This is a genomic window from uncultured Duncaniella sp. (genome assembly GCF_910577345.1).
Taxonomy (GTDB): Bacteria; Bacteroidota; Bacteroidia; order Bacteroidales; family Muribaculaceae; genus Duncaniella.
In genome coordinates, this window is sequence record NZ_CAJTMT010000010.1 from 76,805 (window position 1) to 94,756 (window position 17,952).

General features: G+C 50.3%; 11 protein-coding genes and 1 pseudogene. 6 read left to right on the forward strand and 6 right to left on the reverse strand.

Annotated features, from left to right (window positions below):
• Positions 1–85 precede the first annotated feature (85 nt).
• Both QZ310_RS06325 and QZ310_RS06330 read left to right on the forward strand, forming a co-directional pair.
• Positions 86–2,023, forward strand: a pseudogene (locus QZ310_RS06325) (glycoside hydrolase family 97 catalytic domain-containing protein); the annotation flags it as partial.
• Positions 2,021–2,821, forward strand: a complete 801-nt coding sequence (locus QZ310_RS06330; protein ID WP_297071570.1) for a sialate O-acetylesterase — start codon at positions 2,021–2,023, stop codon at positions 2,819–2,821. The pseudogene QZ310_RS06325 and the gene QZ310_RS06330, both read left to right, overlap by 3 nt.
• Positions 2,822–2,941: 120 nt before the next feature.
• On the opposite strand, the gene QZ310_RS06335 is transcribed toward QZ310_RS06330, so the two are convergent.
• A complete protein-coding gene (locus QZ310_RS06335) occupies positions 2,942–4,441 on the reverse strand; it encodes a catalase (RefSeq protein ID WP_297071544.1) in 1,500 nt (499 codons plus the stop codon).
• Between the two features lie 470 nt (positions 4,442–4,911).
• Here QZ310_RS06335 and QZ310_RS06340 point away from each other — a divergent pair, with 470 nt between their 5' ends.
• The 4 genes from QZ310_RS06340 to QZ310_RS06355 all read left to right on the forward strand — a co-directional run bounded on the left by QZ310_RS06340 (position 4,912) and on the right by QZ310_RS06355 (position 12,665).
• Positions 4,912–6,864, forward strand: coding sequence for a glycoside hydrolase family 127 protein (locus tag QZ310_RS06340; RefSeq protein ID WP_297071572.1), 1,953 nt, complete (start codon positions 4,912–4,914; stop codon positions 6,862–6,864).
• Positions 6,865–6,898: 34 nt separating this feature from the next.
• Positions 6,899–8,848 (forward strand): glycoside hydrolase family 97 protein, encoded by a 1,950-nt coding sequence (locus QZ310_RS06345; RefSeq protein ID WP_297071575.1) that lies wholly within the window; start codon positions 6,899–6,901, stop codon positions 8,846–8,848.
• A 20-nt stretch (positions 8,849–8,868) separates the two neighbouring features.
• Positions 8,869–11,253, forward strand: coding sequence for a beta-galactosidase (locus QZ310_RS06350; RefSeq protein WP_297071546.1), 2,385 nt, complete (start codon positions 8,869–8,871; stop codon positions 11,251–11,253).
• A 95-nt stretch (positions 11,254–11,348) separates the two neighbouring features.
• Positions 11,349–12,665 (forward strand): glycosyl hydrolase family 28 protein, encoded by a 1,317-nt coding sequence (locus QZ310_RS06355; protein ID WP_297071548.1) that lies wholly within the window; start codon positions 11,349–11,351, stop codon positions 12,663–12,665.
• A gap of 178 nt (positions 12,666–12,843) precedes the next feature.
• Here QZ310_RS06355 and QZ310_RS06360 read toward each other — a convergent pair whose 3' ends face one another.
• The 5 genes from QZ310_RS06360 to QZ310_RS06380 form a co-directional block, all read right to left on the reverse strand.
• Positions 12,844–13,617, reverse strand: coding sequence for a prephenate dehydrogenase/arogenate dehydrogenase family protein (locus tag QZ310_RS06360; protein ID WP_297071550.1), 774 nt, complete (start codon positions 13,615–13,617; stop codon positions 12,844–12,846).
• A gap of 97 nt (positions 13,618–13,714) precedes the next feature.
• Complete coding sequence (locus tag QZ310_RS06365) at positions 13,715–14,791, reverse strand: bifunctional 3-deoxy-7-phosphoheptulonate synthase/chorismate mutase type II (RefSeq protein WP_297071552.1); 1,077 nt, start codon at positions 14,789–14,791, stop codon at positions 13,715–13,717.
• Positions 14,792–14,838: 47 nt separating this feature from the next.
• A complete protein-coding gene (locus QZ310_RS06370; RefSeq protein ID WP_297071554.1) occupies positions 14,839–16,005 on the reverse strand; it encodes an aminotransferase class I/II-fold pyridoxal phosphate-dependent enzyme in 1,167 nt (388 codons plus the stop codon).
• Positions 16,006–16,061: 56 nt separating this feature from the next.
• Complete coding sequence (locus QZ310_RS06375) at positions 16,062–16,910, reverse strand: prephenate dehydratase (RefSeq protein WP_297071556.1); 849 nt, start codon at positions 16,908–16,910, stop codon at positions 16,062–16,064.
• A gap of 365 nt (positions 16,911–17,275) precedes the next feature.
• Positions 17,276–17,952, reverse strand: a 677-nt coding sequence (locus QZ310_RS06380) for a metallophosphoesterase (protein ID WP_297071558.1), incomplete at its 5' end; no start/stop codon positions are given.

Consider the following 17,952-nt stretch of genomic DNA (forward strand, 5'->3'; position numbering starts at 1 on the left):
ATAATCCCTCAAAGATAAACCGCCCACGGATTAACATTTATTATTAAACACCCTCTAAAAAATAAACCGGATACATTTCTTGACTATGATGAGATATATACTTTTATCAGCCATTCTGTTTCCGATGGCTGCATGGTGTGATGATTTTAAAATTGCTGCTCCCGATGGTTTGACCGTGGTGACGGTCGGCGAGTCGGAGGGACGTCCGGTCTATACCGTTGATTATGACGGAAAGCCTTTCCTTCTACAATCACCTTTGGGTTTGGTGACAAATCTCGGTGACTATTCTGACGGTATGACATTGACGAAGGCGAGTCCTGTGACGAGGGTGAGTGACTCTTATTCTCTTCCCAATATCAAGACAAGTCGTGTGAATTACGAGGCTAACCGTCAGGAATTCACATTCAGCCGTGACGGCAAGGAGATTTTCGATGTGATTTTTGAGGTCAGTGACAACAATGTGGCGTTCAGATACCGCCTGCATCCGCAGGGCGATACTCTCTGCTGTGTGGTCGATTCGGAAGCTACCGGTTTTGTCATGCCGGAGGGTACGACGACATTCCTCTGTCCGCAGAGTGGCCCGATGGGTGGATTCGCGCGTACATCTCCAAGTTATGAGACCCACTATTCGGCAGATGAGCCGACCGGCAGAAACGGTTGGGGTGAGGGTTACACTTTTCCATGTCTGTTTAGAAACGGTGATAATGGATGGATTCTGATTTCGGAGACAGGAGTGGCGGGCGATTACTGTGGCTCACATCTGAGTGGAAATCCCGACGGCAGCTATACCGTCGCTTATCCACATCAGGGGGAGATGAACGGTTTCGGTTCGACTTCCGCAGCCGTGATGCTCCCGGGGCTTACTCCCTGGCGTACCATTACAGTCGGCGATACGCCTGCGGCCATAGTGGAGACCACGATTCCTTTCGATGTCGTGAGGCCACTCTATGATGCTTCCATAGATTACAAGTATAATTATGGGCGCGGCACATGGAGCTGGATCATCAAGATGGACAGCAGTTGCAATTTTGATGAGCAGAAACGCTATATAGACTTTGCATCTGATATGGGCTATGAAAGCGTCCTCGTCGATGCGTTGTGGGATACGCAGATTGGCCGTGATAAGGTGGAGGAACTTGCCCGTTATGGAAAGTCGAAAGGTGTGGACCTCTATCTGTGGTATAATTCAAACGGACATTGGAACGATGCTCCGCAAGGCCCACGAGGTATTATGAACGATATTGTAAAACGCCGTAAGGAAATGGCGTGGATGAAGGAAAACGGAATCCGGGGCATTAAGGTCGATTTCTTCGCCGGCGATAAACAGGAGACCATGCGTCTCTATCATGATATTCTCGCGGATGCCAATGACTATGGAATTCTGGTTATTTTCCACGGTTGCACTCTTCCGCGCGGCTGGGAACGTATGTATCCCAATTATGCGGCGAGTGAAGCTGTCCGTGCAAGTGAGAACCTGCATTTCTCGCAGGGTGAATGTGACCGGGAAGCATTCGATGCAACCTTCCTCCCTTTCCTCCGCAATGCGGTTGGCAGTATGGATTTCGGTGGAAGCACACTTAATAAATACTATAGTGCCAACAATGAAGCCAAGGGTTCGAAGCGCGTGACTTCCGATGTTTTTGCTCTCGCCACTGCTGTCCTTTTTCAAAGTCCTGTCCAGCATTTCGCGCTTGCCCCCAACAATCTGACGGATGCACCCGAATGGGCAGTGGATTTTATGAAAAAAGTCCCGACTGTTTGGGATGAAACGCGCTATATAGATGGCTATCCGGGTCAATATGTTGTGTTGGCTCGCCGTCATGGTGATGTCTGGTATGTCTGCGGCATAAATGCTTCCGATGAGACCCGAAAGCTCACCATATCTCTACCGGAGGAAATGCGAGGTGTCCCATTGTCATTGTATTCCGATGATTCATCTCTTTCCGGCTCATTGAAAGATTGCCGTCCCGACAAGAAGGGTAGGGTGAAGGTTTCAATTCCGAAAAACGGTGGATTTGTCATAGTCAATCGTCCAGATCCGGATTTCCATGTCTATCTCTGCCTCGGACAGTCCAACATGGAGGGCGCCGCCCCCTACGAGGCGGTGGACACTTCTGCCGTCAGTCCACGTTTCCGGATGATGTCGGTTGTCGATATGCCATCTAAAAATCGTATGGCCGGTCGTTGGTACAGTGCTGTTCCGCCGCTTGTGAGGGAAAACACCGGTCTTTGTCCTGCCGATTATTTCGGCCGGTCTATGGTTGAGGCTCTGCCCGAAAAGGTAAGGGTAGGGGTGATAAATGTGGCTGTCGGCGGATGCAAGATTGAGCTGTTCGATCCAAATTCATGTGCAGAACACATTGAGTCGGAACCGGACTGGTTGAAGAATATAGTAAAGGCATATAAGGATAATCCCTACAAACGGCTTGTCGAGATGGCCCGCGAGGCACAGCGGACAGGTGTCATAAAAGGCATACTTCTTCATCAGGGAGAATCAAATACCGGCGACAGTGAGTGGCCGGCAAAGGTGAAAGCAGTCTACGACCGCTTGATTGCCGATCTCGGTCTTGATGCGGAGTGTGTACCGCTCGTTGCAGGTGAGATGCTTTCGAAAGAGGAAGGAGGGGTGTGTGAATCGATGAATGGAATCGTGGCGACCCTCCCTCAGCACATTCCCAACGCCACCGTCGTCAGTTCCAAAGGATGTCCAGGCGCACCCGACGGCCTCCACTTCACCTCCGAAGGCTATCGTGAACTTGGCCGCAGATATGCCTCCGCAATGCTCACTCTGGTCAATACTAAAAAGAGACGAACATGGTAAATTTTGAGGTGTGGATAAGTGTTAGGCAGCTAATTAATTAGTAATTTGCATTACATTATGTGGCTGTATCGTAAAAAATTACGGTACAGCCACACGATTTAATAAGTTTTTATTATAGTTTTAGAGCTTGCGTTTGTCCCAGGCGGGATGGGCCGGATCTTCGGCGACGAGGGCTTCGTCCAGACTGATTCCGAGGGCGTCGGCGAGCATTTTGCCGTATTCGGGATCGGCGAGATGACAGGCTCTGACGTGGCGTTGTTTGATGAAAAGTGGCACGTCAGCCATCTGGGTTGCTGTGTTGGAGCATGTTGCAGCTTTGTCTTCAGCACTCATAAGCCTCCACAGTTTGCCGGGCTGTGTGTAGTAGTCATCGTCGAATTCACGTTCGTTATAGTTGAACATATCGCCGTGGAGTTCCATCGGAGGTTCCTTTCGGTCGGGGGAGTCTTTCCACTCGCCGAAGCTGTTCGGTTCGTAGTTGATTGTCGCACCGAGATTGCCGTCGGTGCGCATCTTTCCGTCGCGATGATAGGAATGGAACGGACATTTCGGCTGATTGACGGGAATCAGGTTGTGGTTCACGCCAAGACGGTAGCGCTGTGCGTCGCCGTAGGAGAAAAGACGTCCCTGGAGCATTTTGTCGGGCGAAAGGCCTATGCCGTCAACGATGTTGGTGGGATTGAAGGCTGCCTGTTCAATCTCTGCATAGAAATTCTCAGGGTTGCGGTTGAGTTCAAGGACACCGACTTCGCGCAGTGGGAAATCCTTGTGATACCACACTTTGGTGAGGTCGAAGGGATTGATATGGTAGGTCTTGGCCTCATCCTCGGTCATGAGTTGCACATAAAGTTTCCACTTGGGGAAATCGCCGCGTTCGATTGCTTCGAAAAGGTCACGCTGATTCGACTCACGGTCCTTGGCGATGATTGCCTCGGCTTCCGCATCGGTGAGATTCTTGATTCCCTGCTGGGTGATGAAGTGGAACTTCACCCATGTGCGCCGGTTGTTCTTGTCAATGAAACTGTAGGTGTGACTTCCGAAACCGTGCATGTGGCGGAAAGAGGCGGGGATACCTCGGGGCGACATGGTGATTGTCACCTGATGGAGTGCTTCGGGCAGGAGGGTCCAGAAATCCCAGTTGCTTGTCGGATTTCTCATTCCTGTCCGTGGGTCACGCTTTATGGCATGGTTCAAATCGGGGAATTTGAGCGGGTCACGGAGGAAAAACACCGGGGTGTTGTTGCCCACCAGATCCCAGTTGCCGGCATCGGTGTAGAATTTCATTGCAAACCCGCGGATGTCGCGCTCCGCGTCGGCTGCTCCACGTTCGCCTGCAACGGTAGAGAAACGGACGAGGCATGGAGTCTGCTTGCCGACCTCGGAAAAAATTGAGGCGCGTGTGACATCCTTGAGGTCATTGGTGACTGTAAATGTTCCGAATGCTCCGGAGCCTTTGGCGTGCATTCTTCTTTCGGGGATTACTTCCCTGTCGAAATGGGAAATTTTTTCAATATACCACGGATCCTGAACTGTCATCGGTCCGCGTAGACCTGCTGTCTGAACATTCTGGTTGTCGGCAATCGGACGGCCGTTTTCAGAGGTGAGTGTCTTTTTGTCCATACAATCTTTAATTGGTTGTGAGGTGTAAGTATGATTAAATTATAAAAGGTCGTGACCGTAAAGAATATTCTGCTGAAAATTGCGATGGCAGATGGTTTTACGGTAACATACCAACATCCCAAAAAGCCTAAAAGTTTATCTCTTCTTGCGGTCTCTTTTGCAGTTTTTGCCTTAAGTGACATATTTCATCCATATTTGGACCTCAAATGACTCAAAATCGTTATTGATTGATTCATTCAGCATTAAAAGTGGCATTTTGATTGATTTTTAAACGTTATTGATTGAATTTTTAACGCTACTTCTTCATTGTAATGGCTATATTTGCAAAAGGAAAATTTTTGTTCCGACCAATCTGCCTTAATTCAAAAACCAATAATTCCGCACAGATGAAATCAATATTCTCCGCTTTGATATTTGCCACCTTTGGTCTGGCCGTCAACGCAGCAAATGCTTCAGCATCCAATGCCGAAATGACCCATCACGGCTATCCGATCGAGCCTGTCCCGTTCACTTCCGTAAAGATAGATGATCCGTTCTGGGGACAGAGGCTTGAAGCTGCGCGCAACGTGACCATTCCTCTTGCCTTCAGTAAATGCGAGGAAAGCGGACGCTATGACAATTTCATAAAGGCTGCCAATCCGAGTGAGAGTTATGAGGTGGGTGGATTCCCGTTTGACGATACGGATGTCTACAAGACCATCGAGGGTGCGAGCTATCTTCTCCAGACATATCCCGACAAGAAACTGGAGGCTTATATCGACAGTGTCCTTACCATCGTGGCCGGAGCGCAGGAAGAGGATGGTTATCTGAACACGTCCTTCACCATGAATCCTGCCAAACCACATTCATGGATGGCTCCGGGCAAGAGATGGGAAAGAGTGGAGATTCTCAGCCATGAGTTCTATAATTTGGGTCACATGATAGATGGAGCCGTGGCTCACTATCAGGCTACCGGGAAACGAAATTTTCTCGATATAGCCATACGCTATGCCGACTGCGTTTGCCGGTCGATAGGCGAGGCCCCGGGTCAGCTCACACTCGTCCCCGGCCATCAGATTGCCGAGATGGCTCTCGCACGTCTCTATCTCGTCACCAGTGACAGGAAGTATCTCGACCAGGCTAAATTTTTCCTTGATAAACGTGGCTACACTGCCCGCAAGGATGCCTACAGTCAGGCACACAAGCCGGTAGTGGAACAGGATGAGGCCGTGGGTCATGCCGTCCGCGCCTCTTATATGTATGCGGGAATGGCTGATGTGGCAGCCCTTACCGGTGACAGTGCCTACATCAATGCAATAGACAGAATCTGGGACAATATCGTAAACAAAAAATACTATATCACAGGAGGTATCGGTGCCACACACAAGGGTGAGGCCTTTGATGCCAACTATGTCTTGCCCAACGAAGAGGCTTACTGTGAGACCTGCGCTGCAATCGGTAACGTATATGTCAACCATCGCCTTTTCCTTCTTCACGGGGATGCGAAGTATTATGATGTTGTCGAACGCACACTCTACAACGGTCTGATAGCAGGAATGTCCATCGATGGTGGTAAATTCTTCTATCCTAATCCACTGGCAAGCGAGGGGAACTACGAACGTCAACCGTGGTTCGGTTGTGCGTGCTGTCCGTCAAACATCTGCCGTTTCATTCCCTCCCTTCCGGGCTATGTGTATGCCGTGAAGGATAAGGATGTGTATGTCAATCTCTATATAGGCAACTCTTCCGAGCTTTCGGTTGCCGGAAAAAAGGTGATGCTCTCTCAGAAAGGGGACTACACCCGCGAAGGGAACGTGACGGTAAGCATCGATGGAAACCGTGCGGGAGAATTCTCGCTCAAACTCAGAATCCCAGGCAGACTTCAAGGCAAGCCGGTTCCAAGCGACCTCTATTCCTATATAGGGAATACATCAGCCACTCCTTACAGTGTCAGAGTGAACGGCGAGGAAGTCAAAAGTGAACTCGACAAAGGCTACATGACAATTACCCGCAAATGGAAAAAGGGTGATACCGTTGAGCTCAACTTCGACATGACCCCGAGAATGATTGCCGCCAACGATAATGTCAAGGCCGACATCGGCCGCGTAGCTGTAGAGAGGGGTCCGCTTGTCTATTGTGCTGAATGGCCCGACAATGATTTCGACATTCAGCAGGCCGTCGTGAATCCGGCAACAGGATTCGAGGCTGAGAAAACAGACCGTCTCAACGGTATAACCATCCTCCACGGAAAAGCGCAGCTCCTGACGCGCGCGGCTGATGGAAACCTCGCTTTGAAAGATGTCAATCTCTCGCTCATACCTTACTACGCATGGGCACACCGTGGACAGGGACAGATGAGTGTATGGCTTCCCATGTCGCCATCTGCAACCCGTCCGCTCGTCAAGGCCGGCGATGATTTCCGCAACGAATTCGAAACACGCTGAGACCGTACACTACAAACCATTTAATACCAACGTGATGCACTACGAATCATATATCGCAGCTATTGCCCTGCTCGTCGTGGGTAATGATATTGCAGCAAGAGAGACTGCAAGTCCTGACGGACAGACAATTCTGACCACGGAGCTTAAAGACGGTTCGGCCGTTTACTCTATAAGACACAAAGGAGTCGCGATGCTCGAAAACTCGCCTCTTGGATTCAAAACCGATATAGGCGATTTCAGCAGAGGCCTGTCAGTGGTGAAAGATTCCACCGACAAGTTTGTCAGACACTTCAAGCAGGACAGAATCAAGCATGATGAAGTCCATTTTGAAGCTAACCGTCTTGTTGAAACCTATACCAACTCCGCCGGACAACAATTTGATATAGAGTGGCTTGTTGGAAACAACGACATTGCATTCCGTTACTTGATTCCGCGGCAGAAGGATACGGGTAGTGTTGTCATCATGGATGAAACGACCGGTTTCCGTTTTCCTGACCATACGACAACATTCATCACTCCGCAGAGCGAGCCGATGATAGGTTGGAAAAGGACCAAACCAAGCTATGAGGAGGAATATAGCAACGATGCTCCGATGGATACGCCCTCGCAGTTCGGATGTGGCTACACTTTCCCGGCGCTGTTCCATGTTGGTGACAGCGGATGGGTGCTTGTCAGCGAGACCGGAGTTGACGGGGCATACTGTGCATCGCGGTTGAGTGATTTCACCGACGGCATGTATAAACTGACCTACCCGATGAAGGAGGAAAACAATGGCAACGGCAGCGCGGAACCTGGAATATCATTACCGGGAGCTACGCCGTGGCGCACTCTCACATTTGCCGACAACCTCGGGCCAATTGTGGAGACCGTCATCCCATGGGCACCTCTCGATCCGCTCTATGAAGCGGACGCCAAAACCTCCGGCCGAGGGACTTGGAGCTGGATCATCTGGCAGGATGGAAGCATCAATTTCGATGACCAGAAGAAATTCATAGATCTTGCAGCCGAGATGGGTTATGACCATGCGCTCGTGGACAACTGGTGGGACACAAGAATCGGTCGCGATGGAATGGAACTGCTTTCCGACTATGCTCGCAGTAAAGGCGTGAAGATTGCCGTGTGGTACTCGTCAAGCGGTTGGTGGAATGATATAGTTCAGGGACCTACGAATCTGATGTCACGTCCGATTCCGCGCAAAAAAGAGATGAAATGGTTGAAAGACATGGGTGTCGAGACCATTAAAGTCGATTTTTTCGGTGGAGACAAGCAGGAGACAATGCGTCTGTATGAAGACATCCTCCGTGATGCGGCCGACTATGGAATAAGTGTGATTTTCCACGGTTGCACACTCCCGCGAGGGTGGGAACGGCTCTATCCCAACTATGTCGGGAGCGAGGCCGTGCTGGCATCGGAAAACCTTATATTTTCGCAGGACTTCTGCGACAAGGAAGCATTCAATGCCACCCTCCATCCCTTCATACGCAATGCTGTCGGTTCGATGGAATATGGTGGCACTGTCCTCAACAAGCGTATGGGGAAGGAGAACCGCCACGGAAATATCCGGCGCACATCCGATGGCTTTCAGCTTGCCACGGCAATACTATTCCAAAATCCAGTGCAGAACTTTGCCCTCACACCGGAAAGCTATGCTGAGGCGCCCGATGATGCCATTGCTTTCATGAAAGAGGTGCCGACGACGTGGGATGAGACCCGCTACATCGACGGGTATCCCGGGAAATATGTGGTCATTGCGCGTCGACATGGCGACAGTTGGTATGTCAGCGGTGTAAATGCCCTTGACCATCCGATTAATCTGAAATTGAACTTGCCGATGCTCCAAAAAGGTCAGACGGTGGAAATCTACACAGACACTCCCGTTGACAGTCTTAAGGCTAAAAAGCTGGCTGTCAAGAATCCGGGTGCTGTTCCGGTGACTATCCATCCCAACCACGGATTTGTAATCGTAAGCCGCTCTGAAAAGTAGTTTTATAACAACCCCACGCTATGTCAAGACTCATCAACACCATTGTTTGCGCTTCGCTCTGCCTGCTTTCGCCGACAATGCTTTTTGCCAATTCCAATGAAGCCGAAACTTCTGCCCCCGTTGCTGGCTCTTTCGAGGCCGGAAAAGGTACTTTCCTTCTTAATGGCAAGCCCTTTGTCGTCAAAGCTGCCGAACTGCACTATCCCCGAATCCCCCGGGATTATTGGGAACACAGAATAAAGATGTGCAAGGCGCTCGGGATGAATACCATCTGTCTCTATGTGTTCTGGAATGCACATGAAAGTGAACCCGATAAATTTGACTTTACCGGACAGAATGACCTTGCGGAATTCATCAGGCTCTGCAAGGAAAATGATATGTATGTCATTCTCCGTCCCGGTCCATACGTCTGCGCGGAGTGGGAGATGGGTGGATTGCCCTGGTGGTTGCTCAAGAAAAAAGATATACGTCTGCGTGAACAAGACCCCTGCTTCATGGAGCGTGTAGACAAATTCCAGAAAGCAGTGGCCGCTCAGGTTGCAGACATGACGATAGCCAATGGTGGACCCATCATCATGGTGCAGGTGGAAAATGAATATGGTTCATACGGAACCGACAAGGAGTATGTAGGTGCCATCCGGGATATGTTGCGTAAAAACTTCGGTGAGGAGGTCACGCTGTTTCAGTGTGACTGGGCTTCCAATTTCCTCAATAATGGTCTTGACGATCTTATCTGGACCCTGAATTTCGGCACCGGCGCGAATATCGACAAGCAGTTTGCAAAATTGAAGGAGGTGCGCCCGGATAGCCCTCTGATGTGTTCCGAGTTCTGGAGCGGATGGTTTGACAAGTGGGGTGGCAACCATGAGACCCGACCTGCCGAAAATATGATTGCAGGGATAGATGAGATGCTATCGAAAGGCATATCATTCAGCTTGTACATGACTCACGGAGGAACAAACTGGGGACATTGGGCCGGAGCAAACTCCCCGGGGTTTGCTCCTGACGTCACATCATACGACTACGATGCTCCGATAAGTGAATCCGGCCGACCAACGCCGAAGTATCATGCTCTACGGGAAACTCTCGCAAAATATTCCGATAGGAAACTGCCGCCTGTACCGAAAGCCATCCCCACAATCAAAATCCCGGCATTCGGACTGACGGAAGTTGGCCCGCTTTTCGCCAACCTTCCGGCCCCGCATAAGGATGAAAAGATAAAGACCATGGAGGAATATAATCAGGGCTTCGGCAGCATCCTCTACCGCACCGTGCTTCCGGAATTGCCGACTTCCACACTGCTGACCGTCAACGATGCCCATGATTTTGCCCAGGTATTCCTCGACGGAAAGTACATCGGCAAACTTGACCGCCGTCTTGGTGAGAAAAGCCTGCAACTTCCATCGGTCGGTAAAGGTGCAACGCTCGAGATTCTTGTTGAGGCAATGGGACGTATCAATTTCGGACGTGCCATCAAAGATTTCAAAGGTATAACAGATAATGTGACCATAACCGAAAACCGTGACGGGCATAAATTCGTCTGCGACCTCGGCGACTGGGAAGTGTTCAACCTTGATGACAAAGAAGAATTTTACAATTCAATGGAATATTTTCCGGTTGAGGCTTTCACCCCCGGCGATGATGGCAGGATGCCGAGAGGTGTCTACCGTACAACTTTCAATCTCAACAAAACGGGCGATACCTTTCTCAACATGGAAACATGGGGAAAGGGGCTTGTCTATGTCAATGGTCATCCGCTCGGACGCTTTTGGGAAATCGGACCTCAACAGACGCTCTATCTCCCCGGATGTTGGCTTCGGAAGGGTGAGAATGAAATTGTCATCTTCGACATCATCGGTCCGAAAAAGGCTGTGACCGAAGGCCTTGATAAACCGATTATCGACAAACTTCAGCAAACAGCTCCCATCACTCACCGCGATACGACCGGTACTCTCGACCTCTCAGCAGAGACTGCCATAATTACCGGTTCTTTCGCTTCCGGCAACGGATGGCAGGAAATAGACTTCGATTCACCCGTAAAGGGTAGATATGTCTGTCTGGAACTTCTCAATTCACAGGATGGCGGCGATGAAGCGGCAATCGCAGAGCTGTATCTGACGGATGCTGATGGAAAGCGCATCTCGCGTGAACCGTGGAAAGTGAGATATGCTGATTCGGAAGAAGTAAAGAAAGGCAATCATGCCGCCGACAAGACATTTGACCTGCAGGAATCAACCTATTGGTCCACTGTCTCCGGGATCGCCTATCCTCATTCAATAGTTATAGACCTCGGAGCCCCACACACTCTGCGAGGTCTGCAATACCTCCCGAGAATGGAATCCCACTCTCCGGGAGCCATAAAAGACTTCCGTATCTTCGTAAAGGAAACAGATTTCAGATATTGAAAAGCCCTGTGGCTTTTGGATGCTGAACGTTATTTGGTGAAAATGCCATAATTTTTGTACCTTTGCGCTATCTTATCTCTAATAAACCGATTATTATGAAATTTAGCTCCAAGGCGATAATGTTCGCGCTGCTGTCGGCTTTTGCCCTCGGTGTTCATGCAGAGTTCAAGAATTTTCCTGACGGAAGCGCAGTTCCGGCATGGTTCAACGACTCGAAGGCTCCTAAAGTCGATAAGCTTGGCAAGAAGTATGTGATTACTGACCACGGCGTTGGCCGCGACAGTACCGTCATCCAGACCGCGGCCATTCAGGCCGTTATCGACAAGGCTGCCGCCAACGGCGGAGGCGTGGTTGTCATTCCCGAAGGTACCTTCCTCAGCGGTTCGCTCTTCTTCAAGCCGGGAACACATCTCCACATCCTCAAAGGCGGTAAGCTGAAAGGTAGTGATGCCATCACTCACTATGAAATCGTGAAAACCAGACTTGAGGGCCAGACAATCGACTATTTCGCCGCTCTCGTGAATGCCGACAAGTGTGACGGTTTCACCATTTCAGGTGAAGGAACCATCGACGGCAACGGCCATCGTTTCTACGATGAATTCTGGCTCCGCCGTAAGGTCAACCGCAAGTGTACGAATCTCGAAGCGCTCCGTCCGCGCATGGCCTATATCTCGAACTCGAAGGATGTCACAGTCAGCGGTATCCACATGGTCAATTCCGGTTTTTGGACAAACCATCTCTACAATTGCGAGCGAATCAAATATCTCGGTGTCACTATACTCGCTCCGACCGACGGCTATCCCAAAGGCCCGAGTACTGATGCCATCGACCTTGATGTCTGCAACGATGTGCTCGTCAGCAATTGCTACATGAACGTGAACGACGACGGTGTCTGCCTCAAAGGTGGTAAGGGTACCTACGTCGATACCATTGCCGGTAACGGTAGCGTCAATCGTGTCATCGTTGACCGCTGCACCTTCGGCAAGACAAACGCGGGTGTCACTTTCGGTAGCGAGGCTTGGGACTGCTCCAATGTCATACTTAAGGACTGCAAGTTTAACGGCACCTACCATGTGCTTCTCTTCAAGATGCGTCCCGACACTCCCCAGCAATACCGCAATGTCCTCATTGACGGTGCTACCGGTACGGTCCGCAATGCTGTTGAGGTTCAGACATGGACTCAGTTCTTCAACAAGGTTGACCGTGATCCGATGCCTGCCTCGGGTGTCGACAACGTGACATTTATCAACGGCCACCTCGAATGTACCCGCGATTTCTATAAGGATAAGAAGACCGACGACTACACCCTCACCAACTTCACATTCCGCGATATCTGGGCCGTCGATCCGTCAAAGACATTCGATACCTCAAATATCGAGAATTGTGTCATCGAAAACGTGACTCTTAAATAAACGTTGGATTACATAATTTATTAGCGACATATCTGATAAGAGGCTGTGCTCATTTGAACTGCACCCCAAAAGTTTTTTGTCTAACTTTTGGGGTGCAGTTCATTTTGACACAGCCTCTTTCAGTTTAATAGAACAATTGATATTGTTTTATTACTGTCCAATCATTTTTAGAGTGGGATTATCTGATATGCTCTCTCACTCGGGCGAGGTAGGCTTTCATGGCTTCGCTGTCGCGGTGCTTGATGATTTCGAGGAGTTCAGCCATCTGTTCCTGGATTTTTTCAATCTGTTCGGGAGTATTGGGATTGAAAAGGATTTCACTGACAAGAAAATCGTCTTCCGACATCAGCCCGCGCGCAATCTGCATGTGGCGCTTGAATGTCGTGCCGGGGGCTTCCTGATGCTTCATCACTCCTGCAAATGCCAATGTCGCGGCAAAGGGTATCGAGAGGGAGTAGGCGATGGTCTCGTCATGCTCCTTGAAAGAATACTCCACGATGTTGAGATGGAGACGCGAGTAGAGGTCGCGGAAAAAAACTTTGCCGAGATGGTCACCCTCGCTGATGATGATAGCGTTTTCATTGCTGAGGTTGCTGAGCGATGCGAACGTCGGGCCAAACATCGGGTGGGTGCTGACGAAAGGATGGCCGCACGAGGCATAGAACTCCGGCAGCCCTGTCTTGACCGATGCGATGTCGCTGATGATGCACGACGGTTTGAGGTAGGGGAGTACGGACTGAAAGGACTGGAGGGTGTATTTCACCGTCGACGCATTGATGACGAGCTGTGGCTCGAAGGCCTCGATTTCGCTGAGTTCCTTGAAGCGGAGAGCATTGAATGTGAAGCGCAGGCGCTGATGGTCGGGGTCATAGACTGCCACCTCGTGGTCAAACGAGAGGAGGTCGCAGAAGAAGCTGCCCATCTTTCCGGCTCCGAGAATCAAAATTTTCATCTCTGTCTATGTTTCTGTGGAAATATATATAATTGAAGCCTGCCGGTCTCCTGCAAGCAGAACCCGCCGGCAGGCTTCTGTATGATTCGTTTCTGTTTTATTTCTTGTTTTCGGTCAGTTCCACCTGGATTCTTACTGACTCCTCATGGATTGTCGAGAGAATCTTGCGCATGAAGTCCTCGTCAACACCGGCTGCGGCTGCGGTCTTGACGCGGGTGTGCATGATGTCGCCGTAACGTCCCGGCTGCACGACGGGCATATTGTGGTTTTTCTTGTAGGCACCGATTTCGCGCGAGATGTTCATTCGCTTGGCGAGGATTTCAACCATCTCATTGTCGAGTTGGTCAATCTGGCGACGGAGCTGTGCGAGGCTTTCAGTAGGCACCGGTGCGTCGCGATACACGAGGTTGTCGAGAATCACGCCGAGCACTTCCGGTGTGATTTGCTGGTTCTTGTCGCTCCATGCACAGTCGGGGTTGCAGTGGCTCTCGATGATGAGGCCGTCGAAGCCCATGTCAAGTGCCTGCTGCGAGAGTGAGGCAATGAGTTCGCGTTTGCCGCCGATATGGCTGGGGTCGCAGATGATGGGGAGCTGCGGGTAGCGGATACGGAGTTCGAGGGGGATGCGCCATTGCGGATGGTTGCGGTAGATGTGTTCGCCGTAGGTGCTGAAACCTCTGTGGATGACACCAAGACGGGTGATTCCGGCATTGTAGAGGCGTTCGAGTGCACCGATCCAGAGTTCGAGGTCGGGGTTCACGGGGTTCTTGACGAGCACGGGGATGTCGCGTCCGCTCTCACGGAGTACGTCGGCGATTTCCTGCATTGCGAACGGGTTGGCCGAGGTGCGTGCACCGATCCAGAGGAGGTCGATGTCATATTCAAGCGCTGCTTCGACGTGGCCTCGGTTGGCTACCTCGGTCGAGATTTTCAAGCCGGTCTCCTCGCGGACCTTGTTGAGCCATGCGAGTCCGGGGACACCAACACCTTCGAAACCTCCGGGTTTGGTGCGGGGTTTCCAGATGCCTGCGCGGTAGATTTTGACACCTGTGCGCAGGAGTTCGCGGGCTGTTTGCATCACTTGTTCCTCAGTCTCTGCACTGCAAGGACCTGAGATGATGATAGGCTTGGTGAGTTCCACTCCGTCGATTGCGAGCGGCTTGATATTTTCCATGTCCATAATTGTCTATATTCTATGTATAAGTTTTTTATTCGGATAAATTATTTTGTGTTGAGTGCTTTTATGCGGTTGAGCGCTTCGGTCATGCGCTCCTCGGTCGCACAGAGCGAGATGCGGATGTAACGTTCGCCGTTTGATCCGAAGATGAATCCCGGAGTGAGGAATACCTTCGCTTCATGGAGCAGACGGTCGGCGAGGGCTTCCGATGTGACGTTCGGGTCATTGATTCTTCCCCAGAGGAAGAGTCCGCTCTGAGTCGGATCGAAGGTGCAACCGAGTTCACCCATGATTTGCTCTGCCACCTTGCGGCGCGACGCGTAGACGGCGTTGACCTCGTCGTGCCAGTCCTTGTCGGCTTCGAGTGCCTTTGCGGCAGCAAGCATGAGAGGTTTGAACTGTCCGGAGTCAATGTTGCTCTTCACTTTGAGTATCCATGAGATAAATGTGGGGTTGGATGCAGCCATACCGACGCGCCATCCCGGCATGTTGTGGCTCTTGCTGAGCGAGTTCATCTCTATGGCTATCTCTTTCGCTCCAGGCACTTGCATGATGCTCATTGGAGTGTCGTTGAGGATGAAGGAATAGGGGTTGTCGTTGACAATCACTATGCCGTGCTTCTTGCCGAAAGCTATGGCCTTCTCGAAAGTCTCCATCCTTGCGCGGGCACCTGTCGGCATGTGGGGATAGTTGAGCCACATCAGTTTTATGCGGTCGAGGGGAAGCTTCTCCAGAGCTTCGAAGTCCGGCTGCCATCCGCTCTCCTCGACGAGATCGTAGTTGAATATCTCAGCGCCGACGAGCTTGCTGATTGAGGAATAGGTCGGATAGCCGGGGTTGGGGACGAGCACACCGTCGCCGGGATTGAGGAAGGCGAGAGAGATGTGTGTGACACCCTCCTTGGAGCCGATGAGCGGCTGGATTTCCGACTTCGGGTCAAGGTCAACGTCATACCATTTCTTGTACCAACGGGCAAAACCTTCACGCAGTTCGGGCACTCCGACGTGGGGCTGATAGCCGTGGTTGGAAGGGCAGTTGAGCGCTTCGGTCATTGTGTCGATGACTGCCTGATGGGGAGGACGGTCAGGCCCTCCGATTCCGAGCGACACCACATCGTCGCCGGCAGCCTTCATGGCCGCCACTTCTTTAAGTTTTGTCGAGAAGTAGTATTCCTTTATGTTCTCTACTCTCTGTGAAGGTTTTATTTCCATGAGTTTGGTGATTTTTTTTCGTTGGATTTTGATGAGTTTGCCTTGCGTCAGTTTTTTCAGGCGTGGGTTATGCCCGCTTCGGCATATTCGCCGAGGATTTTGAGGTCCTTGATGAGCGGTCTCACCGCTTCGATGGCCTGATGGTAGCGCACAAGGCTGTCGAAAGTGACATCTACATAGAATCTGTATTCCCATTCGCGCCCGACAATCGGGGTTGACTGTATCTTCGAAAGATTGATGTCGTAGAAAGAGAGGATGGTCAACACCTTTGAGAGTGCGCCGTGTGTGTGGGGGAGAGTGAATACGATTGAAGCCTTGTTGATGTCGCGCTCAGCCGGTCCGATTTCCGAGGCAAGCAGCGGGTCGGCTATGATGAGGAAGCGGGTGAAGTTGCGCTTATTGGTCTCGATGCTCTTTTCAAGTATGTTCAGGCCGTAGAGATTCGCGGCATATTCTCCGCAGACTGCGGCATGACCGGTCAGCTTCCCTTCGGCTATCTCTTTCGCACTTCCGGCAGTGTCGAGATGCTCGACTATCTTGAGGTTTGGATGGCGGCGCAGGAACTGTTCGCACTGCATGAGGGCCATAGGGTGGGAATTGACTTCCGAAAGCTCGTCAATCTCCTGACCGGGGAGCGCACACAGGACGTGTGAGATTCTGAGTTTAAGCTCGCCGATGATGCGGAGGTTGCTCTGCCGGAGCAGTTCATGGTTCTGCAGCAGACTCCCGGCAATGGTGTTCTCGATGGCCACGATTCCTAAGAGCGACGCATCGGTCGAGAGGGTGTCAAACATAGCCGGAAAAGTCTCGCAGGCTATTGTCTGAATCTCTTCATTGCCGAAATAAAGGTGAGCGGCGGCATCGTGATAGCATCCGGCCACACCTTGTATGGTGACTTTCTTCATCTCTTCCTATATTAGACGTTAAAACACAATTAAATTCTTAACATATTAAAAAAATCCCGTTCGGGTATGAACGGGATTATATGATTTGGAAAAATATTTCGCAGGTATGTGAAAAATTTACGCGTGCAAATCCCGTTCTTATTTTTTGTCAAAATAAAAATAATAAAAAAACGGATATGCGTAAAATCGTGTCATCTTTTGAAAATTTTTCTTTTTTCTGTATTGAAAAATTGGTTTTCCTTTTAATTCGTAGTGCAAAGGTAGGGATTATTTACTAAACACCAAATATATTCACGGAAAAATTAAAAATTTTAACTGCAATAGTTGTCTCAATAGGAATCATCAGATTAGTCTTTATGCTACGGTCAAATCTCAATTATCTTGTCTCTCTTGAAATCTCCGTGTTCGTTTGAGAATACATATCCGAGTTGGTTGCTGACGCATTTCACGCCTCCAATCTCCCGGTCATTATTGCGGTGTGAATGTCCGTAAATCCAATAGTCAATAGGCAGAGATTCCATCAGAGCGTTCAAATCGGATGTGAAGGCCCCGTTGATAAGGCTTCCTTTGAACTCCTCCGCCATAAGGTCGAATGACGGCACATGATGGGTGACGACAATCTTTGTTCGGGCGTTGCTATGTTCAACACTCTTTCTGATAAACTCCACGCATTTGTCGTACTCATCATTGAATCTGTTCCATGAGAGTCTATGGTCGCCATCCCGAATCGCTCTGAAATCGGCAACTCCATGTTCCGTGAAATAAGCCTCGGAGGGTGGGATATGTGCCCAAAGTGTTGAGACTATCAAGTCGGTTTCACCGTCAAGCGAGATTACAGAGTTATAATAAGCCTTGACATTTGCGCGTATATCCAATGTCCAGCCCTCGCATAGTTCATTTATATCAAAACTGCGGTACAGTTCATGATTGCCGGGGACAACGATAGTCCGATTGAAGTTGCGGCTGCACCAATCCCAGAATGGATGTTCGGAATACAGTTCAGTGCCGAGATAGGCAATATCTCCGGCAAGCACAAGAATAT